The following is a 26,020-nucleotide window of genomic DNA, read 5'->3' as shown; positions in this document are numbered from 1 at the left end:
ATGCCTAAAGCAAAAGTAACCAAAGACCCCATCCGCCCAGCTAGCAGCACCTCCGCCGGCACCACGCGCACGCCGGTGAAGGTCAACACCGGCGGCACCCCGATCTGGTACAAGGTGATCATGTTCGGGCTGATGATCTTCGGCTTGGCCTGGCTGATCCTCTACTACCTCGCTGGCGACCAGCTTGCGTGGCTCGGGCAGCTCGGGCCGTGGAACTACGCCATCGGCTTTTCGGGCATGATCCTCGGTCTGCTGATGACCATGGGTTGGCGGTAGTTCTTCTTCGGGGGTTTTGAGTTGGGGGTTGTGTGAAATCGGATTGTGGCAAATATTTGCCACAATCCGATTTTTGCGTTGGTGGAGGTTCGGCGGGCTGAGCAAAAGCCAAGAGCGGGATGAGGACGCCGATTTAGGCGACACATGACTGCATTTAAATAGCGCGATAGATTGCACCGGGGTTTTACCCACAAATAACAGTATTAATACTGGTGAGCTGGTTTTTGCGACATGTCAATTACTTTAGTTTGACCCCGGATTGGGTGGATTGTTCAACAATATTATGACGGTTCCTTGGCAAGTGACTAGGTCTTATATGAGAGCTCCTCGCTGAGAGGTTGAGAAGCCCGTCCCCTGAAGAATCCACAATTGTTTCCCCGAAAGGAACGCCAAATGCGCGCATTCCGCATCGCTGGTGCCGCCAAGGCCGCGATCGCAGCCGTCGCCGCTGTCGCAATCGCAGGCTCCGGCATCACCGCCACCGCCCAGACCTTCGAAGAGTCCTACCCGGAGACCCCGGCAACCAACTCCGCGCTGCCGATCATCCACACCTACCGCGGCTCGGATCACCTGAAGGCGAACATCCTCAACCCGCGCCCGGTGTGCAACTCCACCGAGGACTACCGCACCATCGTGTACAAGGTGAAGGACAACTTCCTGCCGGTGGGCACCATCTCCACCACCAACCTGTCCGACAGTGCCATCCCGCTGTCCCAGGACCTGTCCCGCACCCAGACCATCTCCGCCTCCGTCAACGGCTCCAAGACCGAGACTCTGACGCTCGGCGGCTCCGGCTCGAAGGACGGCCTTCAGGGCAACATCGGCTACTCCCTGGCCAAGTCCCTGGGCTGGGACGTCTCCGGCTCCCTGTCCTGGTCCGTCGGCCAGAAGATCGGCCCGTACGACGTGCCGGCCGGCAACACCGGCGAGGCCACCTACGGCTTCCGCACCGTCACCATGACCGGCACCCAGCAGCGCTGCCGCCCGAACGGCACCTGGGCTACCCCGACCGCCTGGATCGCCAACATGCCGATCAAGAACGAGGTCCGCGTCAAGAACTACTCCACCCCGGCCGGCTCCTGGGCGCCGAACAAGGGCGCACAGGTCACCGACACCGTGGAGAACCCGAACCCGGCGTACAACGAGGACGTCAAGAAGATCGAGACGGGTGCAAACCTTGACGACGTCACCGTGGTCGACAACGACGAAGCCACCGACGTGACCAACAACGACATCGCGAACGAGGGCGCAGAGGTCATCAACGAGGTCGAGGAAAAGGCTGCTGACGAGGTCAACGAAGTCGTCGATAAGCAGGCAGATGCCCAGCGCGACCTGGACCTCCAGCCGTACTTCACCACCTCCTCCTGGAAGGTGCCGGGCGCCGCTGGCTCCGTCGCACTGCGCGTGAAGAACACCGGCGCGAAGCGCTACTGGGGCGAATTCCCGGCCCTGACCTTCCGCGTCGAGGTCGGCACCGAGGCAGGCCCGGAGGGCGTTGACCGCCTGATCACCACCACCCAGTACAACGGCACCCACATCCGCGACCTGGGCTACGACTTCGACCGCGGCATCCGCACCTTCGAGGTCACCCTGTCCAACCCGATCCTCGCCGGCGACGAGATGCTGCTGGGCGCATTCTCCTTCGGCGACGGCAAGACCAAGGAAGGCCGCCTGTACAACTACATGAAAGTCACCCAGACCGGCCGCCTCGCAGGCGACACCTCGTTCTACAACGACCAGGACGTGGACTCCCGCGACGTGACCGTCTCCGACTTCGGCAAGAAGATCCGCGGCGTGTTCTAAAACACTGCTGAATAGCGCGAAAACCCGTTGAGTCTGTTGCGGACTCAACGGGCTTTTTTATGTGCGGGGACTAGTTGTCCTGCTCAGCGCGCTTCTTGGCGAAAGACTCGCGTACCTTCGTCTCCAGGTCGGCGTCGACCTTGCCCCAGTACTCGTAGACGCGCTCCTCGACGTCCTTGTGCTTAATCGCCATCATCTTGTTGGTGATGTTGTGGACGAAGCGCTCCTTCTCCGCGTCGTCGAACACGTCGCGGTAGAGCGTGCCAGCCTGGCCGAAGTCGTCGTCCTCGGCGTGCTTGACGTACGCCTCGCGCACCAGGTCAGTGCCCTCCGGATCCGGGTTGACGTAGAGGTTCTCCGCCTGGCCGTAGTCGGTGAAGTTGGAGGAGGAATCCTCGTTGTTGTCCAGGTAGCCGGCGCCCTTCTCGGTGCGGTTGGGCACGTAGTTCGGCTCGTTCTCCTCGTTGAAGAAGTAGGCCATGTTGCCACGCTCGGAGTAGGTGTTCACGTCGTTGAGCGGGCGGTTGACCGGCAGGTCCTTGTAGTTCGCACCGATGCGGTGGCGCTGCTGGTCCGAGTACGCGAACACGCGGGCCTGCAGCATGCGGTCCGGCGACAGGCCCACGCCCGGCACCAGGTTGGCCGGATCGAGCGCGAGCTGCTCAATCTGCGCGTGGTAGTTCTTCGGGTTGCGGTTGAGCACGAAGTAGCCCACCGGGATCAGCGGGTAGTCCTTCTGCGACCACGTCTTGGTCAGGTCGAACGGGTTGAAGCGGTAATCTTTCGCCTCCTCGAACGGCATGATCTGCACCTTGACGTCCCAAATCGGGTAGTCGCCGTCCGCGATGGCGTTGAACAGATCCGCACGCTGGAAGTCCGGGTCGGTGCCGGCCTTCTCGGTGGCCTCCTCATCGGTGAAGCACTCCCAGCCCTGGCGGGTCTTGAAGTGGTACTTCACCCACACCGGAGTGCCCTCCTCGTTGATCCACTGGAAAGTGTGGGAGCCGAAACCGTCCTGGTGGCGCGACGTCTTCGGGGTGCCACGGTCGCCCATCAGGTAGGTCACCTGGTGCGCGGACTCCGGCGTGCGGGTCCAGAAATCCCACTGCATCTCGTCATCGCGCAGGCCCGAGTTGGGCTGGCGCTTCTGGGAGTGGATGAAGTCCGGGAACTTAATGCCGTCGCGCAGGAAGAACGTCGGGGTGTTGTTACCCACGATGTCGTAGTTGCCGTCCTCCGTGTAAAAACGCAGCGCGAAACCGTGCACGTCGCGCCACGTATCCGGGGAACCAGCCTCGCCCGCCACGGTGGAAAAACGCGCCGCCATCGGGGTGACGGTGCCCGGCTGGAACAGCTTCGCCTTCGTGTACTTGGACACGTCCTCCGTGATGTGCAGCTCGCCGAAGGCGCCGTGGCCCTTCGCGTGCGGGATGCGCTCAGGCACGTTCTCCCTGTTGAAGTGCGCCAGTTTTTCCATCATGTGGACGTCGTTAAGCACATTGGCTCCCTGGCGCCCCTGAGTGACCGAAATGTGCTCCGAGGCGACCGGCTGCCCGCCCAGCTCAGTGGTGCGGCCCTTGCCCGCGGGGCGCTCGCCCCTGGAGACGATCTCTTCCGCCTTGCTCTGATCAGCCATTACTCACTCCTTGGATCTTTGCTGATGGTTCGCTTCCCACAGTAGAGATTTCCGCGGGCGCGCGAGTTTCCAGGATCTATCCACACCTACCGCTCCCCGAGAAGTGACTCCACCCTGCGCAATTCGTCGTAAACGTCCCGCTGGTCATAGGTGAAACCACCGGACCAGGCCAGCTCTTTCAACGCATCATCAGTTGGCTCCTCCATTCCCAAGGATTCCGCCAACTGTGCACGCAAGCTGCGTCGACGCTCTCGCAGCTCCGTATTGGTAAAGCGGCGCACCTGAAGCTTCATCAGACTCACCTTCCTTTCTTTGGCCTTGATCTTGGTTAACGAGCTCGACACCAACTCGCCGTTGTTCGAACGATATCTATCCACACCTGTGGATAACTCTGTGCACAACTCCACAGGGCAGTGGAATGTGCTGGTTTGCTTTCGAAAACGCCACGTTCCTTCGGCGTGTCATTTTCGCTGTTCGACGTGTCGTTCGACGAGTTACACGCGTGTAGTTATCCACACTGTGGACAACCGCTGTGGATAACTTGAAAGGTCTGGTTAAAGGTCAAAAAGTGTGTCTGGAATCGGCGATTTCTGGGGCTTGACCTCGGCGTTTCAGGAAAATATATGGTTCGGGAATTTCCGCCTTCCTTTCGGACTGTAAATTCTCGGTTTGCGGCGGCGATCTGGTAGAGCTTGATCACTCAGCCCGCGTGTAAACCCAAAAAGAAGACCCTAGCCGGGCTTTCGCTGGCTAGGGTCTCAATCAATCGTCCGAGAGGGAGGCTAGACGCCCACGATCCTCCGCGGCTCTGCGAGAGAAAGACTACCCCGCACCGTCTGGCAGATCTAGCCCTCCCCTTTGAGCGCCGTCCCTAGTACACCGGCACCGTCGACGGAATCGTCAGCGCCCAGATGGCCACGCACGCCGCCGCGGCCGCGACCCCCGCTGTGATCCAGCGGGTGCGCACGTTTTCCGAGGTCAACGGCCACGCCATCACCGCCCCCGCCGCCAGGCCGCCGAGGTGCCCCCACAGCGACACACCCGGGCTGAGCAGCGTGTACGCCACGTTCACAGCCACCAGGGCGAGTGGCGCGCGCAGGTCCGTGGAACGTCGAAAAGCAATGGCGATCAGAAGCGCCATCAGCATGTAGAGGGCGCCGGAAGCGCCGGCGGTGGGCGTCGTGAAGCTAAATGCGAGCACACTTGCCGACGCCCAAAGGACCCCCGCGACCCACGCCACCACAAACGGGCCAGAGCCAAGGAAGCGCTCCACCTCCGCACCCACCAGGACCAGCATGAACATGTTGAGGAAGAGGTGCGTGATGTCCAAGTGCATGAAGCCGGCCGTGAGCGCGCGGAGGTAGCCCGCGCCGTAAACCTCGGGGCCGTACAGGATGGTGTGGGTGCCCACCGGCGAATCCCACACCACGTCCGTGACCGAACGGGCCTGGAGCGCGGCGACGAAAAAGACGAGCGTGCAGATCGCCGTAATCGCCGTGGTGGCGGGGGCGGTGCGGGGCAGGTTGCGGAGAGTGGGCATGGGATCAGGGTACGAAAAAGCCCCCGCACGGTGGCGGGGGCGCGGCGCGTGTGTGGCGCTTTGTGGCTTACGCGATGTCGATGGACTCGATCACGACGTCCTCGACCGGGCGGTCCATGCGACCGGTCTTCACATTCGCGATCTCGTCGACGACCTTCTTCGACGCCTCGTCGGTGACCTCGCCGAAGATGGTGTGGCGGTTGTTCAGCCACGGGGTCGCGTCGACGGTGATGAAGAACTGGGAACCGTTCGTGCCCGGGCCGGCGTTAGCCATGGCCAGCAGGTACGGACGGTCGAACTGCAGCTCCGGATGGAACTCGTCGGCGAACTGGAAGCCCGGGCCGCCGGTGCCGGTGCCGGTCGGGTCGCCGCCCTGGATCATGAACCCCGGGATGATGCGGTGGAAAATCGCGCCGTCGTAGAACGGGCCCTCGGTGGTGCCCTTGGCGTTCTTGGCGGAGTAATCGGTGGTGCCCTGTGCCAGGCCCGTAATCGTCTCGACCGTCTTCGGCGCGTGGTTGCCGAACAGGTCGATCACGATGTCGCCGTGATTCGTGTGCAGAGTCATGGTCTGAGTCTTCTGAGTCATGCGCTCTAGGGTACGCGGGTTCCGGCGCGCGGGGTGCGGGCGGGTGCGGGGTTGGGCTCACGGCCCTAAAGGTCGAGTCCGGGAGGTCGAGTACGCCCGGTTTCGGTGCCGTACTCGACCTCCGCCGCTCGACTTTCGGCGGCGTATAGCGCCCCTACCTCCGCCAGTGTTCCCCGTGCACCGGTCTGAACACCGTGGCCGGTACTTTCGGCTCGCCGAGGAGACCGGACCGGGCTTTTAGCTCCAGGATCTCCCGGACGCAGGCCTCCTCGTCACGGAGAATCTCCGACGGCTCGAAGCGGGCGACCTCGTAGATCTGCTTCCGTAACCAGTTTTCACGCAGGAGCTGGTCGCGCGACACCTTCTTCGCCAATTCCTCGTCTTTCTTCGCCGTCTTGACCCGCCCGTCGATCTCGATCGCCACCTGCCCCCACAGCAGGTCCGGGCGCACGTAACGGCCAATCCACATCTGCTCGCGGACGACGATGTCGCGTTCGCGCAGGATCACGCGCAGGAGAGACTCGTACGGCGACTCGGACTTGGTCGACGACCAGCGCAACGCCTGCCGTGCCCGCCCGATCCCCTTCTTGCCTGCCAGCCGCTTGATCGTCGCGTGGAGTTCGGCCTGGATGCGTTCCTGCTCCAGCGGTGGCTTGCCCACAAATAGGGAATCCATCGCGACCACGCCTGCTCTTACCCCGTGCAGGCGCGCGACGTCGACGGCTGTGCGGACGGGGCTGGTTAACCGGAGGACGTCGCCAGGCGTCGCGCACTCGATGACCAGCACATCTTCTTCAGGGATGCGCAGGCTGCGGTACTCGACTCCGTTCGGCCAGCTTGCCCTGGCGGGCGGTTTTTGTCCTGGGATGGCCAGCAAGACGGGCCCGTTTGGAGCGGGCAGCGTCCACAGGCCGTGCACGACTGCGGCGGAGCGCCCCACCAGCACCGCTTTCCGGCTCGCGGCGCCGACGGCATAGCTGCTGAGAAATTCCCGCTCGTGGTGTTTCAGCCGCGACCATTCTGCCTGGGCGATGAATTTGTTCGCGGATAACTTGATGCACGTTTGACGGTCCGCCTGCCCCGGCCTGACCAGCAGCTGCGCTAGCTTTCTCCTGTCCATGATCCCCCCGATGTTTGTTTGTTTCGTTCAGAGTACCCGGCTACTCGCGAGAACGAAAGAGCCCCGCCAAAAGTCGAGCGGCGGAGGTCGAGTCCGGCCCAAATAGAGGGCGTACTCGACCTCCCGTACTCGACTTTCGCGGGGCGAGGAGGGCAGGGGCGAGCAGGGCGGGGCCGGGGGCGATTGCTTTACGACGTCAGCTCCGCCCGGCGCGCTAGAGCCCTTCGACGACCTCGTCGCGCGCGGCGACCAGGTTGCGCAGGGAGGGGTCGACCTCGGCGTACCCGCGGGTCTTCAGGCCGCAGTCCGGGTTGACCCAGAGGCGCTCGGTGGGCACGTGGTTCAGTGCCGCGCGCAGCAGGCCAGCGATCTCCTCGGCCGAAGGCACGCGCGGGGAGTGGATGTCCCACACGCCGGGGCCGATCTCGGAGTGGAAGGTCTCGTCGATGTCCTCGAGCAGCTCCATCTTGGAACGGGCTGCCTCGATGGAGGTGACATCCGCGTCGAGGCCTGCGACGGCGTCGATGATCTGGCCGAACTCGGAGTAGCACAGGTGCGTGTGGATCTGGGTCGAAGGCTGCGCCTCCAGGGAGACCAGGCGGAACGCGCGCTGGGCCCACTCCAGGTAGGCGGCGCGGTTGTCCTCGCGCAGCGGGAGCAGCTCGCGCAGGGCCGGCTCGTCGATCTGGATGACCTTGATGCCGGCCTTCTCCAGGTCCGCGACCTCGTCGGCAAGCGCGACGCCGATCTGATCCGCGGAGACCGAAAGCGGCACGTCGTCGCGCTTGAAGGACCAGGCCAGGATGGTCACCGGGCCGGTGAGCATGCCCTTGACCGGCTTGTCCGACAGGGACTGGGCGTAGGCCGACCACTCCACGGACATGGCCTCCGGGCGGGAGACGTCGCCGACCACGATCGGCGGGCGGGTGCAGCGGGAGCCGTACGACTGGACCCAGCCGTTTTCGGTGACCACGAAGCCGTCGAGAAGCTCGGCGAAGTACTGCACCATGTCGTTGCGCTCCGCCTCGCCGTGGACGAGGACGTCCAGGCCGATCTCCTCCTGCAGGTCGATGACGTGCTTGATCTCGGCCTTCAGCGCCTCGGTGTACTCGGCGTCGGTAAGGTTGCCCTCGCGGTGGTCCGCGCGGGCCTTGCGGATCTCGGTGGTCTGCGGGAAGGAGCCGATTGTGGTGATCGGCAGCGTCGGCAGGCCGAGCTCTTCACGCTGGACCTTGTTGCGCTCTTCGAACGCGGGCTCGCGCTTGACGACGCCCTCCGGCAGGGCCGCGACGCGGTCCACGACGGCGGAGTTGTGGATGGTGGTGGACTCTGCGCGGGTGCGCACGGCGCGGTCGGACTGGGCGAACGCCTCGACGGCCTCGTCCGAGCCGACGACAAGCGCCTGGATCTCGGCGAGCTTCTCGTCGGCGAACGCCAGCCACGGGGCGACCTCGACCGGGATGTTGCGCTCGGCCTTCAGGGTGTGCGGCACGTGCTGCAGGGAGGTGGAGGTGGACACGGACACGGCGTCGGCGCCGCGGCCGAGGGAGTTGAGCACGTCGGTGCGCTCGCGCAGGTTGGCGGTCCAGACGTTGCGGCCGTCGATAAGTCCTGCCACCAGGTGGGTGGAGTCAGGCACGGCGGCGCGCACGCGCTCCGGGTAGCCGGCGTCTGCCTCAAGCGTCCACGGGGACAGGTCCACGTGCAGCGCCTCCACGCCCAGCTCGCCGAGCACCGGCAGGGCCTCGCGGGCGGAGCCGTACGGGGTGGTCAGGTACACGTTCGGGCGGGTCTCGCGGCCCAAAAGCGCGGTCCAGGCCTCACGCAGGTAGGAAGCGATCTCCGCGTCCGGGGTGGACAGGTCGGCCACCACGGCGGGCTCGGAGATCTGGATCCACTCCACGCCGGCTTCCTTCAGCGCGGCGAAGACCTCGGCGTACGCCTCCACCAACGACGGCAGCAGCGACCACTCCGCCGGCTTCGACAGCGCGATCAGCGTGACCGGGCCGACCAAAAACGGGCGGACCTTGTGGCCGGCCTCGGCGGCCTCCTCCACGATGCGCAGGATGCGCTCCGGCACCGCCTTGATCACCTGACCAGCCTCGATCTCCGGCACGAGGTAGTGGTAGTTGGTGTCGAACCACTTGGTCATCTCCAGCGGCACGCGGGTGTCGTTGCCGCGGGCGAGCGCGAACTCCTCGTCTAGGTCAACGCCGCCCGGCACGAGGCCCACGGTCAGAGCGGTGTCGAGCACCTGGTCGTAGAGCGCGACGTCCGCCGGGATGGCGTAATCCTCGGTCAGGCCGAGGTCGCGCAGGTGGTTGTAGTTGTTCACGCGCAGGGCGCGTGCGGTGGAGCGGAACGTCTCAGCGTCGATGCGGCCCGCCCAGTAGCTCTCCAGCGCGCGCTTGAGCTCGCGGTTCGCGCCGATGCGGGGGTAGCCCTCGATGGTGGCCTTGGGGAAGGTGGTCATTGTTGTCCTTTATCTATTCCGATGCGGTCCAGAAAGTCCCGCGTGACGTCCAGGTTGTTGTGCGTGTACACGTGGAGCCCGCCCGCGCCGGCATCCAAAATCTCGCGCGCCAGGTTGGCGGTGAGCTGCATGCCGGCCTCGTACTCGTCGTCAGCTTCGAGCAATTGCTTCTCGACGCCTACCGGCACCTCCAGCCCCGACAATTCCCCCATGCGTCGGACCCTTTTCAGCGAGGTCATCGGCATGATGCCAGGGATGAGCGGGATACGCACACCCGCCAGCCGCGCCACCTCGACGAACTCCAGGAAATCCTGGGCCTCGAAGAACAGCTGGGTGATGGCGAAATCCGCGCCCAGGCGCTGCTTGGCTAGCAGCACGTCCAGGTCGTGGTCGAAGTTGCGCGACTCCGCGTGGCCCTTGGGGTAGCAGGCCACCGAAAGCGCGAGCTTGCCGGCGGCGAGGCGGAACGCCTCTTCCTCCTGCACGTCCTGGATCAGGTTGAGCAGATCCGTGGCGTACTGGAGGTGGTCCGCTGGCAGGCCGTCTTCCGGCAGGTCCCCGCGCAGGGCGAGGAACCCGCGGACGCCGGCGTCGATAAGCACCCGCACCCACTCCGCCATCTCATCGCGCGTGCCCGCGGTGCAGGCGAGATGCGCGATGGTGCGCAGGTCAGTGGTCTCCGCGATGCGGGAGATCACGGCGGCGGTGCCCTCCAGCCACTCGCTGCGGCGCGAGCTGGTCACGGAGACGTAGTCCGGCTTGTACTCGGCCAGGCCCGCGATGAGCCGGTCGATCTTCTCCGCGTCGTCCGTGGGGCGCGGCGGGATGATCTCGAAGCTTAAGGCGGTGCGCTGGCGTTTTGGGCGGGGGCGGCGGATCAGCGGCGCGCCCTCGCGGTCCAGCGGTGCCGAGGCGGAAAGCCTGGTCGAAGGAGAGGCTTCGAACATGGCAGGACCTTTCTCGGCTGGGTTGATGTGTTTCGTTGCACCGTGGTTAAACGGTGCCTTGAAACTTATTGACGCCACGTAACCGCCACAATGCGTTGCCAGTTTTGCGCAATGTTTGCGCTGCGCACGCGGTTTTTCTGCGTGAATGTTAATCGCGCAAAATGAACCAAGCTGTTCACTTTTGCGTAACGCTTGGTACGCGTGTGGGTGGCGCGGCGGCGGAAACGGCGAGCCCCGCGGATTTCGCTACCCTGGGCCGCGTAACCACCCGAAACTCACAAACGCAACACAAGGAGACACCCATGAACCTCAAGAACATCGGCTTCGCCGCCGCTTTTGCCAACCAGGCGTGGAAGTACCTGCGCGACCAGAACGACAAGCGCGAGCGCGACATCTACCAGTCCCTGCTGGACAACCTGAAGGACGGCAAGCTGGACGATATCCACGACAAGTTCGACATCGACGAGCTGGAGGAGCTGTACGGCGCCGCCCGCGCGCAGGCTGGCGAGATCACTCGCGACGCGCACGACCGGCTGGACCGCCGCCGCAAGCAGTTCGAGGCCGCCGCCCCGAGCCGCAAGGAGCGCCAGGAGTTCCTGGAGAAGCACGCGAAGAACGCAAAGAAGAGCGCGAAGAAAAAGAAGAAGGGCGGCGTTGGCAAGGTCATCGGCACCACCCTGGCCACCGCGGCGCTCGCGGGCGGCGCGTGGGCGGCCTGGGAGTTCTTCCTCAAGGACAAGCTCGCGGGCGAGGATGAGCCGGCGAAGACGTACCGCCCGGCGCCGACCCGCACGGAGACGGATACGCGCGGTTCCTCCACCATCGTGTACTCGACGCGTACGGAGGACGACCGGGATCGCACCCGTCGTGAGGAGGGCGTCGAGGGCGGCGTGTTCCCGAATGAGCCGGGCGAGGAGCAGCTGCTTACCGACGCCACCGGCTCCCAGGACCTCGGCGGGGAGGGCCTGACCACCCTGGACACCCTGGCGGACGACCAGCGCAAGGCCACCAACCCCCAGCACTCCGCGGAGGACGACATCGACGGTGGCCGCCACGAGCTGCGCGAGGACTAAATCACGCCGTGGTGCGCCAGCCCGCCATGAGGTGGCGCACCAGGCGGTCGCGCACGTCCGGGAGAATGCCGGCGAGCGGCCGCGTCGCCACGACGAGCTCGGTTGCCAGCTGCATGGGTGACTGGCCGGGGGCGATGATGCCGTGGGGGGCGGCGGCGTCGATAAGCAATTGCACCTTGCCCATGAAGACGTCGCGGCGAGGATGCCCACGCCCGATTCGACGAGCGCCCAGACGAAGGATTCGAAGTGCTCGACGGGGTTGTCCTCGAAGCCGTCGAGAGTGTCGTCGAGGAGTGCTTCGATGCGTTCGAGGAAGACGATCGCGCAGGCGTCGTAGAGCGCGGCGCGGGTGGGAAAGTGACGGTAGAGGGTGGCGATGCCCACTACTCGGTGGATTTAGTGCGCTACGCACTGTTTGGCACACAGTCGTACGACCCGCGCATGTGGACCGCCGTGACCGTGCTGCTGTTCGTCGGCGCGATGTCCGTAGCCATCTCGTGCGCGGCTCTGTACGCCCGCCGAACCTGGCGGATGAAGGATCTCCACCCCGAGCTGACGGTTTAGCCCTACCATGGGCGGGGCACAACATTTCCCCGATAGATCGAAGGACCCCGCCCATGTTTTTCAAGAAATCCAACAAGGACAAGATCAACCTGCGTCTGCCGTCTGCGGCGCTGCGCATCCCCACCGGCGCCCTGATCCTGAACTCCGGCCTGGGCAAGTTCCAGGTGGACAAGGAAGGCGCCGAGGGCCTGCGCGACATGGCCACCGACGGCATCCCGCAGCTCGGCCAGGTCGACGCCGAGACGTTCGCCACCGGCCTCGCCTCCGCCGAAACCGCCCTGGGTGCGGCGCTTCTGTGCCCGCTGATCCCGAACCGCCTCGCCGGCCTGGGCTTGACCGCGTTCGGCGCTGGCCTGCTCACCATGTACTTCGGCGGCGACCAGTACACCGAGGACGACGGCATCCGCCCGTCCAGCGCAGGCCTTGCCATTGCGAAGGACTCCTGGCTCGTGGGCATCGGCCTCGCGCTGGCTGCCCTGCCGCGTAAGTAGCCGTGAAGCGCGCCCTCGCCCTCACGCTCGCCGCCGCGCTGATCCCGGCGGCGGTGGCCGCGCCGAAGGCGGAGGCGGTGAGGCTGCGCTGCCACCCCGTGCACGTCATCCAGGCGGCTGGCACGGGGTTTTCGCATTCTTGGGATCCGTCCGCGCGCGAGACGCTTTTCGACGACGCGTCCTCCCCCGCCGACGACCTCCAGCGCCGCTTCGGCGCCCGCACCGTGTCCACCTACACCGTGAAGTATCCGGCCTCGCTGGGCAGGTTCAGCGCGCTGGGCAGCGCCGGCAACGGCCTGGAGGGCACGGAGGCCGCCACCTACGGCGAGTCCGTGCGCTACGGCCGCGACGTCGCCACCCTGGAGATGGAGACGGTGGCCCGGCACTGCCCCGGCACCCGCTTCATCCTCATCGGCTACTCCCAGGGCGCGCACCTGATCGGCGACGCCGCCGCGGAGGCCGCCGCCGGGCGCGTGCGCGGAGTGGGTGCGGATGACATCGCCGCGGTGCTGCTGTTCGCCGACCCCGCCCGCGCCCCCGTGCGCGATCCCGCCGAGCCCGCGCGCCACTCGCGTCTCTACGCACCCGCGCCTCAGGGCCTGCGGGGCGCCAACTTTGAGACAGTACAGACCGGCGGCACCACCCTCGACCCCACCCGCGTCGGCCTGGCCGGCACCCGCCGCGCCAGTTTCAACGGACTCGAGGGCATGCTCTCCCTGTGCAACGGCGCCGACATGGCGTGCGCGACGGACCCGGACTCCGTGCTGCGCGCAGTCGCGGACGTGGCCGGCCGCGACGTGTTGGTCGGCCCGTTCAACGCCTTCACCGGCATGCGCGTAGCGCGCTTCCAGCAGCTGCGGGCCGCGGGCATGCCCCCGCGCGAGGCGGTCAAGGAGTCGGGGCTTTCGCTTCTCGACGCCACCGTGGCCCCCCAAATCCTCTACGAACTCCACCTGATCCTCTCCGCCGCCAGCCGCCACGCGGATACCGCGAGCCCCACGCCTGTGGAGCAGCAGGCCGCCATCGCGCTGGCGGCCGCAGCGCCGGAGCTGGCGAAGGAGGGCGTGACCTGGACCTGGATGCTGCAGGGGCTCAACGGCCTGCGCGGCGCGATGGGTGATTCGCCGGCCGCCGCCTGGTTCGACGCCTTGCTCGAGGTGTTCCGGGCGATCCAGGCTGCGGAGCAGATGTACTGGTGGTTGGAGCGCTTCGGCGTGGTCCCCCGGACGCCCACGGGGACGGAGGGAAGGCAGGTGGTGGTGCGGGAGCTCGTCGCAAAGCTGAGTGCCCAGGCTATCGACGCCGCTGGGCTGCGCGCCGCCTACGACCACCCCGCCAACGCAAACCTGGTGGCATCCGCGAAGTTGGCGGGCGACTTCGGACCGCGGCACATGTCGTACTACAAACTGGGCTACACCGACATCCCCGGCGGGTACGCGGTGGAGGGTCGCACCGGCTACGACTACGCGCTGGGCTGGCTCGGCGAGGTGGTCGAGGGGGTTGCCGGGAAGTAGGCAAGAGAAATGCCCACCAGGGTGGACCTGGTGGGCATTAGCTCTTCGGGGGCTTACTTCTCCTTGTCGGAGGAGCCTTCAGCCTTGGACGAACCCTCAGCCTTGTCGGTGGACTTGTTGTCCTTGTTGTCCGACTTGCCGGAGGAACCGTTCATCAGCGTCTCGCTGCCGGTGGCCTTGCCGATCATGTAGGAGGAAGTGTACTCCTCCGCACCGCAGGCGCGCATGACGCCGTCGACTGCCAGCAGACCCAGGGAGATAGCGCCCAGGGCACCAGCTGCCATGCCGATCATCTCCGGGTTCTCGATGGAGAACGCGCCCTGGATGCCAGCTGCGCGCTGCGCACGATCGTCGTTGTAGATGCCCAGGCCCTGCTGGATACGGGTGTTCGCATCCTGGATAGCGCCGTTGATCTGCGCGGACACACCCTCCAGGCCCGGAATCTGGACCTGGGAGAGGATACCCAGCGGGATAGCCAGCAGCAGCGGAGCGGTCAGGCCCACGATGCCGGCGATGCACTTGCCGTCGAGCTCGCCAGAGGAGCCCTTCTGCTCGGTGCGGGTGTTGTTCTCAACGTTGACGTTGATCTCGATCTCGCGCTCGCCGTAGGACTGTCCATCCGGGCCGACCAGGAGGTAGGTCGCCTTGTAGGTGCCCGGCTTCAGATCCTTGCGCGGGACCAGGGTGACGCCCTCGTCGGTCTTCTTGACCTCTTCGAAGTACTCCTTGCCCTTGGTAAAGATGATGTCGTTCACGTTGTCCGGGAAGGTCACGTTGACCGGGGAGTGGTTGTTGATGCTGGTGTCGATCACGACCGGCAGATCGTGGTTCTCGCTGATCACATTGCCCTCGGCGGTGCGGGTGCCCTCCGGGTAGATGCCGTAGGCGATGACGCGGACCAGGTCGCCGTTGGAGTTGCGCTCCTCGACGCGGACCACCTTGTTGGCGGAGCCCTTCTTCGCGGTGAGCTCGACGGAGCCGCCGTTGTCCTTGAGGTCAACCAGGTCATTGCCGCTGACGACGACAACCTTGTTGCCCTCGTCCAGCTTCTTCAGCTCCTTGGCGTCGCCCTCGATGAGGAAGTCGGTCTGCTGACGTGCGCCGGTGGTCTTGGACTCGACGATCTCCAGCTTGTAGCGGTTGATCTCCTGACCGTTCTTGTTGAACTCCGCAACAATGCCGGTCTCGCCAACCTTGTCAGCCTTGGGACGCAGGACCCACTGGCCGTTCCTCTCCTCCGGAGCCTCGAACGCGTCAGCGCCCTTGACCACGCGGAAGCTGTTCTCCTCGTTGACCAGGGTCGCTTGGAACTCAGTGGAGGTGGAGATCTTGTAGGTGTACAGACCGCTGCGCTTCGGCTCGGTCAGGGTGATCTCGTACTGCGCGTACGCACCACGATCGTCGCTGACCTGGATCAGAGCCTTGCCAGCCTTCTCCTTGCCGGTGACGATGAGCTTGTCGCCCTCGCGCTTGACGTCGACGAACTCCTCGCCCTCGAGGACCTCGACCTTCTCGCCGTCCTCGGACTCGATAGTCGCGGGCTGGTTCCAGCCCATGGTGGTCTTTTCCGGGGACAGCTCAGCGCTGCGGCCCGGGGTGATCTCGAAGGTGTAGCGCTCGAAGACGTAGCCGTCCTCGGAAACGTTCTCAATGACCAGGGTGCCCTTGGCGTCGCGCTTCGGGGTCACCTTGATCTCGGAGGCGTCCTTCGCCGGCTCCTCAGCCAGCAGGTCACCGCCCTTGGCAACGCGGAACTTGGTGCCGTAGAGCTTCAGCTCGTTATCCGCGGTGATGGTGTAGTTCATCTCGCGGACCGGGGACGGCTTGACGGTGTAGGTGTAGGTCTTGACCGTGACCTCTTGTTCAACCTGCACCGGGTTGCCCTCGTCATCAAGCTCCGGCTGCTTGTTCTCGTCGAGCTTGTCGACCATGATCTTGGTCTTCTCAACGACTTTGACGGTGCGAGTCTCGCCTTCCGGAACCGGCTTAAACTTCAGCCTGAAATTCGCGTCCTTGCTGATCTCGGAGTCTTTATCAAGGTACTCGTCACCCTCGACAACCTCCAACCAGTTAAAGTCCTTCGTGCCGCGGGAGATCTCAACTGTCGCACGGTCATTAGCTTCGCGCTCGACCTTCTGGTTCTCCACCTCTTCGACATCACGCTTGGAAACGTCGACGACCCAGACGGCCACCAGACGGCCCTTCTCGTCCTTGATGTGGACGGTCGCCTGACCGCCCTCCGGGTTGGTCGGGGTGACGACCCAGTTGTCGCCCTTCTTCTCAATCTTCGCGACGTCGTCACCCGCGACGATCTCAGCAGTGTGGTTCTCGATGTACTTGATCTCGAGGGTGTCCGGAGTCTCGGACTTGTACTCCAGGTCGCGCTGGGTGACAGTCGGGCCTGCGTTCTTATCCTCGATCAGCTTCAGGGTGTACTTGTACTCGAAGCCGTTCTCGTCAGTGAAGACGATCTCAACGTCGCCAGTTGCGTTCTCCTTCGGGGTGACTACCCAGACGTCACCGTCACGCTCGATGGTGACCTTCTTGTCGCCGTCGCCCAGGATCTTGTAGTCGCCACCGCGGTACTCAATCTTCGCGGTGGAGGTGTTCAGGATCTCGCGGGTGACGTCGAACTTGGAGGTCTTGTTCTCCACGGTGACGATGTTCTCGCGAACCTCGCCGCTGTCCTCGGTGATACGGACGATGACGTTACCGGTGTAGTCCTCGCCAGCCTTGACGGTGACGGTGCCCTTTTCCTCGTCCTTGAGGATCTCAACCTCGCCGTGCTCCGGCTTGATGAGCTTGCCGTTCTTGTCGTAGCCCAGGCCCCAGTCGATCTCCTCGCCCGGCTTCCACGGGATGGTCGTGATGCGGTCTTCGCTACCAGCGTTCAAGGTGTAGAAGAAGTTGTTCACCTTGACGTTGACGGAATCCTTCACAGCCACGGTATCGGTGACCTTGACGCGGTAGATGTGCTGGTTGCCCTTGTCGTCGGTGATGAGGATCTCAACCTCACCCTCGCCCTCGAAGTCCTCGCGCGGGGTGATGACAAGCTTGCCGTCCTCAGAGCGCTCGACGACCACGATGTCGGAGCCCTTGATGATCTCGAAGGTCCACTTGTTGCCGATCTTCTCCGGCAGCTCGATGACCTTGGACTTCTCGCCGTAGGTGAAGCCTGCGAAGTAGTAGTACTCCGAAACTTCCTTCACGCGCTCGTAGTACTTCTCAACGAAGTACTTCTCCACGTCGGTGACCGTGGTGGTCACGGTGGTCTCCGGCTGCTTCACGGTGCTCGTGACCGTCTCAGTCACTGCCGGGTTGGTGGAGGTGACGGTGGTGACCGGCTGCGTGGTGACGGTCTCGGTGACAACCTCGCCTGGCTTGGTGGTGACAATCGGGGTGTCGGTGACAGTTTCGGTGACAACCTCAGAGTTGCCCGGCTCAGTCACGGTGGTGACGTGCGGCTCCGGGGTTACAGTCTTGGTGACAACCTTCGGCGGGTTGGAGTCGGTCTCGTTGACGGTGGTGACGTGCGGCTCCGGGGTGACGGTCGTAGTGACAACCTTGCCTGGTACCTCACGGGTGCTCACGGTGGTGTACGCCGTCGGCAGCGTGGAGCGCTCGGTCACGGTAGTGGCCGGTTTGGTCCGCGTCGTGGTGTAGGTCGTGTTCGGCAGAGTCTTCGTGGTGGTGATCTCCTGCGGGCGGGTCACCGTGGTGGTCACCTCGGGCGTGGTGGGGATCGTCTCCACGATGCTCGGCGGGGTCTTCGGCGGGTTCGGATCCAGACCCGGCTGCGGGACCGGGATCAGACGCTGGAAGGACTTACGCGGCACGATGTTGTAGTCGTACTCGAGCGGCACCAGGACGGTGACGTACTCGCCCGGCTTCACAGTCTTTGCAATCTCGTCGTGGCGGGGGAGCTTGGACAGGTAGTAGCTCGGCTGACCCTTCGGTGCCTGATGGTGCAGAATGCGGAAACCGGTCAGGTTCTCAAACGCGGACTGGCTCACCTTGCCGTTGACGACATCCTCGCGAGCCTGGTTCAGGTAACCCAGCTGGTTGGACAGCAGCGCGCGCAGAATGCCGTTCTTGGTCAAAATGGCGCCAGCCTTGGACTGATCGCCGTTTGCGTAGGCCTTGTAGTCCTTCTGCAGTTCCTTGACCACGTTGATGGCCGCGATACGGACATCCTCGCTAATGGCATCGCCGTTGCCGACGCGACCGGAAGCACCGGTGAGCTTGCGGACCTGGTAGTTGCCGGTATCCCACGGGTTACCGAGACCCCAGTCGATGCACCAGCCCGGGCCAGCGCTGGACGGCAGCAGGTCGATGGACTGGTCGTCCTTCGGGGCCTGCTTCAACATCTGGTCGTAGCGAGCCAGGTCTGCGCCGCTGAGCTTCTCGTAAGCACCGACGATCTGCTGGCTGGAAGTGTTCTCGTTTGCGGCTTCTGCGAGCGGAGCGGATACGACCGCGCCCGTAGCCATAACACCAGTGACCATTGCGGTCATGATGCGCTTTTTCAGGTTTGCGTTATGCAACGTCATAGTCCTTCAACGTCTAGGGAGATATTCGAAGCAGCCTGGAGAGTTCCTGAACACGGACCCCAAAACTGACAGACCCCTATTCAATCGCAATGAACCGACGAAAAGAAGTCCTTAACCTCACTGAAAGCCATAAAAGTCCAGATATTAAGACAAAACTCATAACTCCACCCCGCTGACCTCGACCTTTGTCCAGCTTTTCCACACAAAAAAATCGAGTGATCTTCACCACAAAACCCGCAATTGTTCAACAAACCGGCATTGAAACGCCGAAAACCCGGTGCCGTACTGGCACCGGGTTTCACAGGTTAAAGGCGGTTCTTACTTGGAGGAATCCTGCTTCTCAGAGGAGGAAGAGGAAGAGCTTTCGCCCTCGCCCTTATCAGCCTCAGCCTGGGACGGCTTGCCAGAGGAGCCGTACATCAGGAACTCGCTGTCAGTTGCCTTACCAAGCTGGTAGGAGGAGGTCACTTCCTCCTTGCCGCAGGCACGCATGACCTGATCAACGATGAGCAGACCGACGGTGATCGCTCCGAGTGCGCCGACAGCCATGCCGAGCTGCTCGGTGTTCACGCCCTGGAACGCACCCTGGAGGTCAGCGGCGCGCTGTGCACGATCCTCGTTGTAGATGCCCAGGCCCTGCTGGATGCGGTTGTTCGCATCCTGGATAGCGCCGTTGATCTGCGCGGAGACACCCTCCAGGCCCGGGATCTGGACCTGAGACAGGATGCCGACCGGGATAGCCAGCAGCAGCGGAGCGGACAGGCCAACCAGGGAAGCAATGCACTTGCCGTCAAGCTCGCTGGAGGAGCCCTTCTCCTGGACCGTCGTGTTCTGCTGGGTGATGTTGATGATCACCTTTTCCTTGTCGTTGAGCTTGCCGTTCTCAACCGGAACCACCATGAGCTTGACGCCGCCGTCCAGGTGAGCACCCGGCAGGACATGCAGCTTGCCGCCCTCGGAGACCTCAATCTCCTTGCCCGGCTCAAGGCGCTTCTTCTTGGAGCAGTCGTCGTTGTAGCAGACGTAGACCTCGACCGAGTTCTCGCCACCCTTGACGTTGATGTCAAAGCCCTTGTCGCGGGAACCATTAGCGTTGACGTCCGGCGGGGTAAGACCCTCAGCCGTACCCGGGATCTCCATCTCGACGAGGCGGACCGGGTTGCCCTCGGAATCACGCTCCTCGACAAGGATGGAACCAGACTTGTTCTCAGTCGGCTGGATGAACAGCTGACCCTTGGAGTCCGGCGCCGCGTTGGTGATCAGGTCCTTGCCACGGACCACGTGCAGAGTGTTGCCCTTGCCCGGAATGATCTTGTCGTTGAACTCGCGCTTGTAGACAACGCGCTCCTCGACGAACTTCAGCGGGGTCGGCTGCTCCACGATCTCAATCGTGTGGCGCTTGACTACCTTGCCGTTCTTGTCCACCTCGACGACGGTGACGGTCTTGTCGATGGAGTCCTTGTCCTTCGGGGTCAGGATCCACTTACCGGTCTTCTCGTCGAACTTAACGTTAACGTACTCCTCGCCCTCATCAACGCGAATCTCGTTCTTGTTGATGCGGGTGATAGTGAAGCTGCCGTCCTCGGTGATCTTGAAGTTCTGCTCGCGGGACTGGGAGTTACCACCCTTACCGTTCTTACCCGGGACCACTTCGATGTTGTAGATGACGAAGGTGCGACCGTTCATCTTTACCTTGAGCTGGGTCTTGCCTTCAGCACCATCTACCGGGGTGACGATGATGGTGTTGCCATCTTTCTTCACGTCAACCAGGGACTCGTCAGTGACCTCGTACTCGGTGCCCTCCGGGATCTCGAGGGTCAGCTTCCCGGTCGAGGTAAGGCGGACGTTCTCCTCGCGTGGCGCGGACGGAGTGACATCAATAATCCAGCGCGCGAACGGTAGATCACGGGAGTTCAGGTTCTCAATGATGACCTGACCCTCAGCGCCTTCCTTGAAGTAGACCTTTCCGTCCTCGAGGCGGTCGATGAGGTGTTCGCCCTTGACAATGCGCTGGTTCTTGACCGAGATGTTGAGTACTTTCTTGGACTCAGTCTTCAACGTGCTCTCCTCGACCTCACCCTTGGTGACGTTAAGGGTCCACTCGGCGACGGTCTTGCCGTTGGGGGACTTCTCGGCGACGACGATCTTGCCCTCGAAGCCCGGGTTCGGCATTACGCGGAACTTGCCGTCCTTGGTCTTGACCAGGGTGGCGTTGTCCTTGCCCTCAATGATTTCGAAGGTGTTGCCCTCATTACCCGGCTTGAATTCGGCGGTGTTGCGGTCGACGATATCCTGCGTGAACTTCGGGACCTCGTACTCAATTTGCTCCTCCGGCTTCGCCGAGATGGTGTAGACGCCGACCAGGACGCGGCCGTCCTTGGCGTTCTCGTCCGGAGCGTACAGGTTGAAGATGCCGGTGCCGTTGACCTTGTTGTGGATCTTGAAGCCGCTATCGGTTTCCTCGATCTTCCATTGGTTCTCGTCGCCGCCGGTCTGGATCAGCTTCCAGCCGTCGCCGGAGGTCTTGATGTCGACATCCGTGCCCTCTTGGATGAAGTGGGTTTCAACGTCGACCAGGACGTTGGTGCCCGGCCGGATGTCCAGGGTGTAGGTGTAGGTCTTGCCCTCAGCGTCCACAGCCTTGAGCACAACCTTGCCCTCGGCGTTCGGCTTCGGGGTGATGATCCAAAAGCCGTCGCGCTTCTCAATGGACTCGATGAGGTCCTCGCCGGAGACGATCTCCGGCTTGTTCGGGATGTCAGCCTCGATATCCAGCTTGTAGGAGTTGGCGTTACCGATCACGCGGGTCTGCGTGTACTTGTCGGAGGCGGCATCGATGATGAACTTGTAGACGTTCTTGTTGCCGGTCTTTTCGCCCTTGTCGTTCTTCTCGAACACCTCGATCTCGACATCGCCCCTCAGCACGCCGTCGTTGATCTTGACGTTGAGCTTGCCGTCCTTCTCCTCGGTGGTGACCAGGCCATTGCCCTCGACGATCTCGTAGTCCCAGCCGGCCGGGATGTCGATGTTCTGGTTCACACCGGAAACACCCACGTTGAAGTAGTGGTTGTTCACGGTGACCTCGCCGGTGGTTTCCACAGTGGTGGAATCGTTGACCACGTCGATGACGTACTCGTGGCGGTTGCCCTCGTTGTCCACGACAACGATGCGGACCTTGCCGCGGCCTTCCTTCTTCGGGGTGATCTTGAGGATGGCGGTGCCGTCCTCGCGGACCTCCTTGGTCACCTCGACCAGACCGTTGGAATCGTCGACGAAGTCGATGTCCCAGGAGCCGAGGTTCTTGACCTCGATCTCCTCGGTCTTCTCGCCGGTGCGGAAGTCGAAGGCGTAGTCGTAGTGGCGGAAGTAGCGCTCGACCTCCTTGGTGGTGGTCTTCTCTTCGCGCTGGGTGCTGGTGACAGTGGTAGCCACGTACTTCGTCTCCGGCGCAGCGGTGACGGTAGCGGTGGAGGTCACGGCCGGCTTGGTCTCCGTAACCGTCTCAACCTTCGGCTCGAGGGTGCGGGTGGCGTACTCGGTCTGCTTCGCGCCGGTGACGGTGGTCGTCGGGGTGACGGTCTTGGTCTCGGTGACGTACTCCGGCTCGCCCACGACGGTCTGGGTCACGGTCCGGGCCGGGGCGGTCTTGGTGATGGTGACGTCCGGTGCGGACTCCTTCTTGGTCTCAGTGACGGTGGAGACCTCCGGGCGGCGGGTGGTGGTGACCGTCTTCTCCGCCTGGGTGACGGTGGCGATCTCTTCCTGCACCGGCTGGACGTACTGCGTCTTAGTCACCGTCGGCTGGGCGGTTTCTTCCTTGATGTAGTCCGGGGAGCCGACCTCAACCGTCTTGGTCACGGTCGGGCGCTCGGTGACAGTCTTGGTCGTGGCCGGTGCGGTCACCCACTCGGTCTTGACCGTCTGGCCTTCCTTGACGCCCGGCTCGAAGCCCTCGAGGCCCGGCTGCGCAATGGTGATGATGCGCTGGTTGGTCGGCTCCTTGGACAGGTCCTCGTACACGTTGTAGGAACGCGGCAGCAGGATGGTGACGTACTCGCCATCCTTGACGTTCAGGCGGGAGGAAGCAGCGTCGTTCAGTGCGAGGTAGTAGTTGGCCTGGCCGCTCTGCTCGAAGTAGCTCTTGCGCACCTCAAAACCGGTCCACTGCAGGAACTGCTGTGCGGAGATCGGCTTCACGCCCGGAACCTGGACGTTGCGGGAGCCAGCAACCCAGCCGCGCAGGAGGTTCAGGGTCTCCTTGTTGTTGGACAGCAGCGCCTGCAGTGCCACGTTCTTGGACATTGCATCGGCGTTCTTGCCCTGCTTCACGTCCGTAAGCATGAGCTTGGTCAGGTTAATAGCGGCGCGCTCAATATCCTCGTCGATCTTGAGGTTGCCGCCCATGTCGCCGTTAAAGCCGTAGAAGCCGGAGGTGCCGTCGAGCTTGCGCACCTCATATGCAGTGTTAGTGCGCGGGACATCGAGGTGGCGGTCGATGCACCAGCCCGGGCCGAGCGGGGTCCAGTACTGGCCCGAGTCCCGGTTCCACTCCTGCTTCAAGTTGTAGTCGACAGCGACCTGCTCAACGGAGGAGTCGAGGGCGGAGTACTGGCTAGTAATACGCGAGTCTGCGTCTGCGGCGGGAGCGACAACGGCTGCACCACCGAATGCAACTGCACCGGAGACCAGGGTGGCCATGATGCGCTTTTTCAGGTTTGCGTTATGCAACGTCATAGTCCTTCAACGTCTAGGGAGATATTCGAAGCAGCCTGGAGAGTTCCTGAACACGGACCCCAAAACTGACAGACCCCTATTCAATCGCAATGAACCGACGAAAAGAAGTCCTTAACCCCACTGAAAGCCATAAAAGTCCAGATATTAAGACAAAACTCATAACTCCACCCCGCTGACCTCGACCTTTGTCCAACTTTTCCACACAAAAAAATCGAGTGATCTTCACCACAAAACCCGCAATTGTTCAACAAACCGACGGTCAGCGGTCCAGCGGAGCCGAGCTTCTGTCGCCGCGGACCCGCTTGAGCACATTCTCAGCGGATATCAAGCACATGGGTACGCCCACCCCAGGCGTCGTGGTCGCTCCAGCGTACATCAGCGACTCCACCTTCCGGCTTGTGTTGGAGCCGCGCAAGAACGCGGACTGCCGCAGCGTGTGCGCGGGCCCGATGGACCCGCCGGACCAGGCGTGGTAGCGCTCGGCAAAGTCCGCAGGCCCGAGCGTTTGCTTTACGACGATCCTCCGGCCCAGCCCCGCAACCCCACACCGTGACGCAATCTGCTCGATCGCCGCGTCCGCGATCCGCTGCACCTGCTCCGAGGCTTCGCCGCGGTACATGTCGCCGTGGCCCACCGACGGATCCGCGGGCACCGGCACCAGCACGAACAGGTTCTCGTGGCCGGCAGGCGCCACAGACGGATCCGTCGCCGACGGCTTGGACACGTAGATGGACTGCGACGCCCCCAGCGGGCGCCCAGAAACCGGTCCATTAAATACAGCATCGAAGTCGTCGGACCAGTCGTCGCTGAACAGGAAGTTGTGGTGGGCAAGCTCCGGGATCTCGCCTTGAACGCCCAGCATGACCAGCACGGTGCCCAAGCCCGGGTCGCGCGGGGCGAACCAGGACTCGTCGTAGGTGCGCTTACTCTTCGGCAGCAGGCGGGTTTCGGTGTGGTGGAGGTCCGCAGCGGAGATGGTGAGGTCGGCGGGGAGCCTTTGGCCGTCGATAAGCACAACGCCCTTGTCTTCGATGGCGGCGACCTCGGAGTTGAAGCGGAACTGTGCGCCCTGCTCGACGGCGAGGGCGTAAAGCGCGTCCATCACCGCTGCGAAACCGCCCTGCGGATACAACACGCCCTGGGTCAGGTCGGTGTGGCTGAGCAGGTGATACATGCTCGGCGTGCGGCTGGGGTGCGAGGAGAGGAACACGGACGGATACGTGAGCATCTGGCGCAGGCGCGTGTCCGTGAAACGCTTTGCCACGAACCTGTCCAAGGGTTCGGTGAGGTAGCGCGCCAGGCGGGTGTACTGGCCGCGGATGCGCTTCAGGGGCTCAAGCGAGCGGAAGTTGGTGTACAGGAAGTTCTGGATGGCCAGGTCGTAGGTTTCCTCAGCGCTGTCCAGGTACTCCATCAGCTTCGCGCCGGCGCCGGGTTCGATGCTTTCGAAAAGCTTCGCGGCGTTGTCGCGGCCGGAGTGGACGTCGATGGGCTCGCCCGACTCCGGGAAGAGGCGGTAGGCGGGGGCGAGGGGCTTCAGGTTGAGAAGGTCCTCGGTGCGCTTGCCAAAAAGGCTGAAGAAGTGGTCGAACGCATCCGGCATCAAATACCAACTCGGGCCGGTGTCGAAACGGAAGCCGTCGACGGTCTCGTTGCCGGCGCGGCCGCCGTGGGTGGGCAGCTTCTCCACCACGGTGGTGTCGATGCCCTCGCGGGCCAACAACGCTGCGGTGGCCATGCCGGCCACGCCGGCGCCGATCACGATGGCTGACTTCGGTTGCGGTTTCATTGGTTCCTTGCGTTTGCGAGTGCTCGTGCCGTGAGCGCGAGCTTTCTGTGGTTGGGCACGCTGACGCGGGTGGTGCGCAGCTCGGCCGCCGGGGTGGCGGCGATGCGGGCGTTGAGCTCCCGAAACAGCGCCTCGGCGGCGGCCACTCCCCCGCGGGCTGCGGGCGGCAGCAGCGGGATGGCCGTGTGGGCGCGGTCGAGCTCATCGGTGATTTGGCTGGTGAGGGTGGACTTTAGATCGTCGTCAAGCTTGGCGCCGAAGTACGCGCGGCCGAGCGCACGGCTGTCCTCCCCGAGGTCGCGCAGGAAGTTGACCTTCTGAAACGCGCTGCCGAGCGCGCGGGCGCCGTCCTCCAGCTCGCGGCGGTGCGGGGTGTCGCGGCCGCGCAGGAAAATGTCCAGGCACATCAAGCCGATCACCTCGGCGCTGCCATATATATAGGTATCCAGCTCTTTTTGCGTGAACGTGGTCTGGGTCAGATCCGCACGCATGGAGGCAAAGAAGGCGCGCACGTGGTCTTCGTTGAGGCGGCACTCGCTGAACGTACGCGCCCACGCGTGCAACACCGGATCAGTGTGGAAGCGGTGGTGTGGGGCGTGCAGGACCTGCTCTTCGTACAGTTCAAGGGCCGTTTCCGGGCATTCGTTGGCCTGGGCGGTGGTGCCGTCCACGATCTCGTCCGCGATGCGCACCACCGCGTACAGGTTCCGGATGTGGGTGCGCTCCGGCTTCGGCAGCGTGCGCACGGCCAGGGAAAAACTCGTGGAATACTGCGCGATCACCTGCGCCGCCGCCTTGTCCGCCATGGCGTCGAAGCGGGAGAGGTAGGTGTTCACGCCTTGGCAGCTTACCGTGGGCGGCGGGCGAGATTGGCCGCATGCCGATTCTCACTTTCGCACTTGTTCTACCAGCGGTTTCGCA

The 26,020-nt window shown here is 63.6% G+C and carries 18 protein-coding genes; 6 read left to right on the top strand and 12 right to left on the bottom strand.

The features are described 5' to 3' along the window. Positions 1–276, top strand: a complete 276-nt coding sequence (crgA, locus tag ACX1NL_RS00185; protein ID WP_269508860.1) for a cell division protein CrgA — start codon at positions 1–3, stop codon at positions 274–276. Positions 277–669: 393 nt separating this feature from the next. Then, positions 670–2,079, top strand: coding sequence for a hypothetical protein (locus ACX1NL_RS00180; protein WP_239306516.1), 1,410 nt, complete (start codon positions 670–672; stop codon positions 2,077–2,079). Between the two features lie 70 nt (positions 2,080–2,149). Here ACX1NL_RS00180 and ACX1NL_RS00175 read toward each other — a convergent pair whose 3' ends face one another. The 7 genes from ACX1NL_RS00175 to ACX1NL_RS00145 form a co-directional block, all read right to left on the bottom strand. Continuing rightward, a complete protein-coding gene (locus ACX1NL_RS00175; RefSeq protein WP_458898296.1) occupies positions 2,150–3,715 on the bottom strand; it encodes a catalase in 1,566 nt (521 codons plus the stop codon). A gap of 86 nt (positions 3,716–3,801) precedes the next feature. Next, positions 3,802–4,008: a hypothetical protein gene (locus tag ACX1NL_RS00170; protein ID WP_181889433.1), complete on the bottom strand. Its 207-nt coding sequence runs from the start codon at positions 4,006–4,008 to the stop codon at positions 3,802–3,804. 578 nt (positions 4,009–4,586) lie between these two features. Beyond that, a complete protein-coding gene (locus tag ACX1NL_RS00165; protein ID WP_458898295.1) occupies positions 4,587–5,255 on the bottom strand; it encodes a rhomboid family intramembrane serine protease in 669 nt (222 codons plus the stop codon). Positions 5,256–5,322: 67 nt separating this feature from the next. After that, positions 5,323–5,844 carry a peptidylprolyl isomerase gene (locus ACX1NL_RS00160; protein WP_269508850.1) on the bottom strand — a complete coding sequence of 174 codons (522 nt, stop codon included), beginning with the start codon at positions 5,842–5,844 and terminating at the stop codon, positions 5,323–5,325. A gap of 154 nt (positions 5,845–5,998) precedes the next feature. Further along, positions 5,999–6,964 carry an endonuclease domain-containing protein gene (locus tag ACX1NL_RS00155; RefSeq protein WP_458898294.1) on the bottom strand — a complete coding sequence of 322 codons (966 nt, stop codon included), beginning with the start codon at positions 6,962–6,964 and terminating at the stop codon, positions 5,999–6,001. Between the two features lie 214 nt (positions 6,965–7,178). After that, complete coding sequence (gene metE, locus ACX1NL_RS00150) at positions 7,179–9,437, bottom strand: 5-methyltetrahydropteroyltriglutamate--homocysteine S-methyltransferase (RefSeq protein WP_458898293.1); 2,259 nt, start codon at positions 9,435–9,437, stop codon at positions 7,179–7,181. Next, on the bottom strand, positions 9,434–10,384 hold the full coding sequence (locus ACX1NL_RS00145; protein WP_458898292.1) for a methylenetetrahydrofolate reductase: 951 nt from the start codon (positions 10,382–10,384) through the stop codon (positions 9,434–9,436). Before ACX1NL_RS00145 ends, metE begins: the two co-directional genes overlap by 4 nt. Positions 10,385–10,686: 302 nt before the next feature. Here ACX1NL_RS00145 and ACX1NL_RS00140 point away from each other — a divergent pair, with 302 nt between their 5' ends. Then, positions 10,687–11,457, top strand: coding sequence for a hypothetical protein (locus ACX1NL_RS00140; protein WP_458898291.1), 771 nt, complete (start codon positions 10,687–10,689; stop codon positions 11,455–11,457). 1 nt (position 11,458) lies between these two features. Here ACX1NL_RS00140 and ACX1NL_RS00135 read toward each other — a convergent pair whose 3' ends face one another. Further along, positions 11,459–11,641, bottom strand: a complete 183-nt coding sequence (locus ACX1NL_RS00135; protein ID WP_458898290.1) for a hypothetical protein — start codon at positions 11,639–11,641, stop codon at positions 11,459–11,461. Positions 11,642–11,703: 62 nt separating this feature from the next. Here ACX1NL_RS00135 and ACX1NL_RS00130 point away from each other — a divergent pair, with 62 nt between their 5' ends. Genes ACX1NL_RS00130 through ACX1NL_RS00120 form a run of 3 tightly spaced genes read left to right on the top strand, consistent with a single transcriptional unit; the run spans position 11,704 to position 14,026 of the window. Beyond that, on the top strand, positions 11,704–12,021 hold the full coding sequence (locus tag ACX1NL_RS00130) for a hypothetical protein (protein WP_181889425.1): 318 nt from the start codon (positions 11,704–11,706) through the stop codon (positions 12,019–12,021). Between the two features lie 53 nt (positions 12,022–12,074). Beyond that, positions 12,075–12,512, top strand: coding sequence for a hypothetical protein (locus ACX1NL_RS00125; RefSeq protein ID WP_181889424.1), 438 nt, complete (start codon positions 12,075–12,077; stop codon positions 12,510–12,512). A gap of 2 nt (positions 12,513–12,514) precedes the next feature. After that, positions 12,515–14,026, top strand: a complete 1,512-nt coding sequence (locus ACX1NL_RS00120) for a cutinase family protein (protein ID WP_458898289.1) — start codon at positions 12,515–12,517, stop codon at positions 14,024–14,026. A gap of 53 nt (positions 14,027–14,079) precedes the next feature. On the opposite strand, the gene ACX1NL_RS00115 is transcribed toward ACX1NL_RS00120, so the two are convergent. From ACX1NL_RS00115 to ACX1NL_RS00100, 4 genes are all read right to left on the bottom strand, one after another. Continuing rightward, positions 14,080–18,570, bottom strand: coding sequence for a hypothetical protein (locus ACX1NL_RS00115; protein ID WP_458898288.1), 4,491 nt, complete (start codon positions 18,568–18,570; stop codon positions 14,080–14,082). Between the two features lie 324 nt (positions 18,571–18,894). Next, the gene (locus tag ACX1NL_RS00110; RefSeq protein ID WP_458898287.1) at positions 18,895–23,304 is read right to left on the bottom strand and encodes a hypothetical protein; all 4,410 of its coding nucleotides are present in this window, start codon (positions 23,302–23,304) and stop codon (positions 18,895–18,897) included. 265 nt (positions 23,305–23,569) lie between these two features. Continuing rightward, complete coding sequence (gene crtI / locus ACX1NL_RS00105; protein ID WP_458898286.1) at positions 23,570–25,099, bottom strand: phytoene desaturase family protein; 1,530 nt, start codon at positions 25,097–25,099, stop codon at positions 23,570–23,572. After that, positions 25,096–25,905 carry a phytoene/squalene synthase family protein gene (locus ACX1NL_RS00100; RefSeq protein ID WP_458898938.1) on the bottom strand — a complete coding sequence of 270 codons (810 nt, stop codon included), beginning with the start codon at positions 25,903–25,905 and terminating at the stop codon, positions 25,096–25,098. The genes crtI and ACX1NL_RS00100 overlap by 4 nt, the downstream gene beginning before the upstream one ends. Positions 25,906–26,020 lie beyond the last annotated feature (115 nt).

This window comes from Corynebacterium sp. CQ3829_602738, assembly GCF_054478435.1.
Note: the sequence above shows the minus strand (reverse complement) of the source record. Positions and strands in the feature narration are given on the sequence as shown.

Excerpts from the sequence above, each read along its gene's own strand:
- ACX1NL_RS00135 (WP_458898290.1), bottom strand. The coding sequence starts at position 11,641 with ATGGGCAAGGTGCAATTGCTTATCGACGCCGCCGCCCCCCACGGCATC.
- ACX1NL_RS00165 (WP_458898295.1), bottom strand. The coding sequence starts at position 5,255 with ATGCCCACTCTCCGCAACCTGCCCCGCACCGCCCCCGCCACCACGGCG.
- ACX1NL_RS00180 (WP_239306516.1), top strand. The coding sequence starts at position 670 with ATGCGCGCATTCCGCATCGCTGGTGCCGCCAAGGCCGCGATCGCAGCC.
- ACX1NL_RS00100 (WP_458898938.1), bottom strand. The coding sequence starts at position 25,905 with ATGGCGGACAAGGCGGCGGCGCAGGTGATCGCGCAGTATTCCACGAGT.
- crgA (WP_269508860.1), top strand. The coding sequence starts at position 1 with ATGCCTAAAGCAAAAGTAACCAAAGACCCCATCCGCCCAGCTAGCAGC.
- ACX1NL_RS00140 (WP_458898291.1), top strand. The coding sequence starts at position 10,687 with ATGAACCTCAAGAACATCGGCTTCGCCGCCGCTTTTGCCAACCAGGCG.
- ACX1NL_RS00155 (WP_458898294.1), bottom strand. The coding sequence starts at position 6,964 with ATGGACAGGAGAAAGCTAGCGCAGCTGCTGGTCAGGCCGGGGCAGGCG.
- crtI (WP_458898286.1), bottom strand. The coding sequence starts at position 25,099 with ATGAAACCGCAACCGAAGTCAGCCATCGTGATCGGCGCCGGCGTGGCC.
- ACX1NL_RS00145 (WP_458898292.1), bottom strand. The coding sequence starts at position 10,384 with ATGTTCGAAGCCTCTCCTTCGACCAGGCTTTCCGCCTCGGCACCGCTG.
- ACX1NL_RS00125 (WP_181889424.1), top strand. The coding sequence starts at position 12,075 with ATGTTTTTCAAGAAATCCAACAAGGACAAGATCAACCTGCGTCTGCCG.
- metE (WP_458898293.1), bottom strand. The coding sequence starts at position 9,437 with ATGACCACCTTCCCCAAGGCCACCATCGAGGGCTACCCCCGCATCGGC.
- ACX1NL_RS00175 (WP_458898296.1), bottom strand. The coding sequence starts at position 3,715 with ATGGCTGATCAGAGCAAGGCGGAAGAGATCGTCTCCAGGGGCGAGCGC.
- ACX1NL_RS00170 (WP_181889433.1), bottom strand. The coding sequence starts at position 4,008 with ATGAAGCTTCAGGTGCGCCGCTTTACCAATACGGAGCTGCGAGAGCGT.
- ACX1NL_RS00160 (WP_269508850.1), bottom strand. The coding sequence starts at position 5,844 with ATGACTCAGAAGACTCAGACCATGACTCTGCACACGAATCACGGCGAC.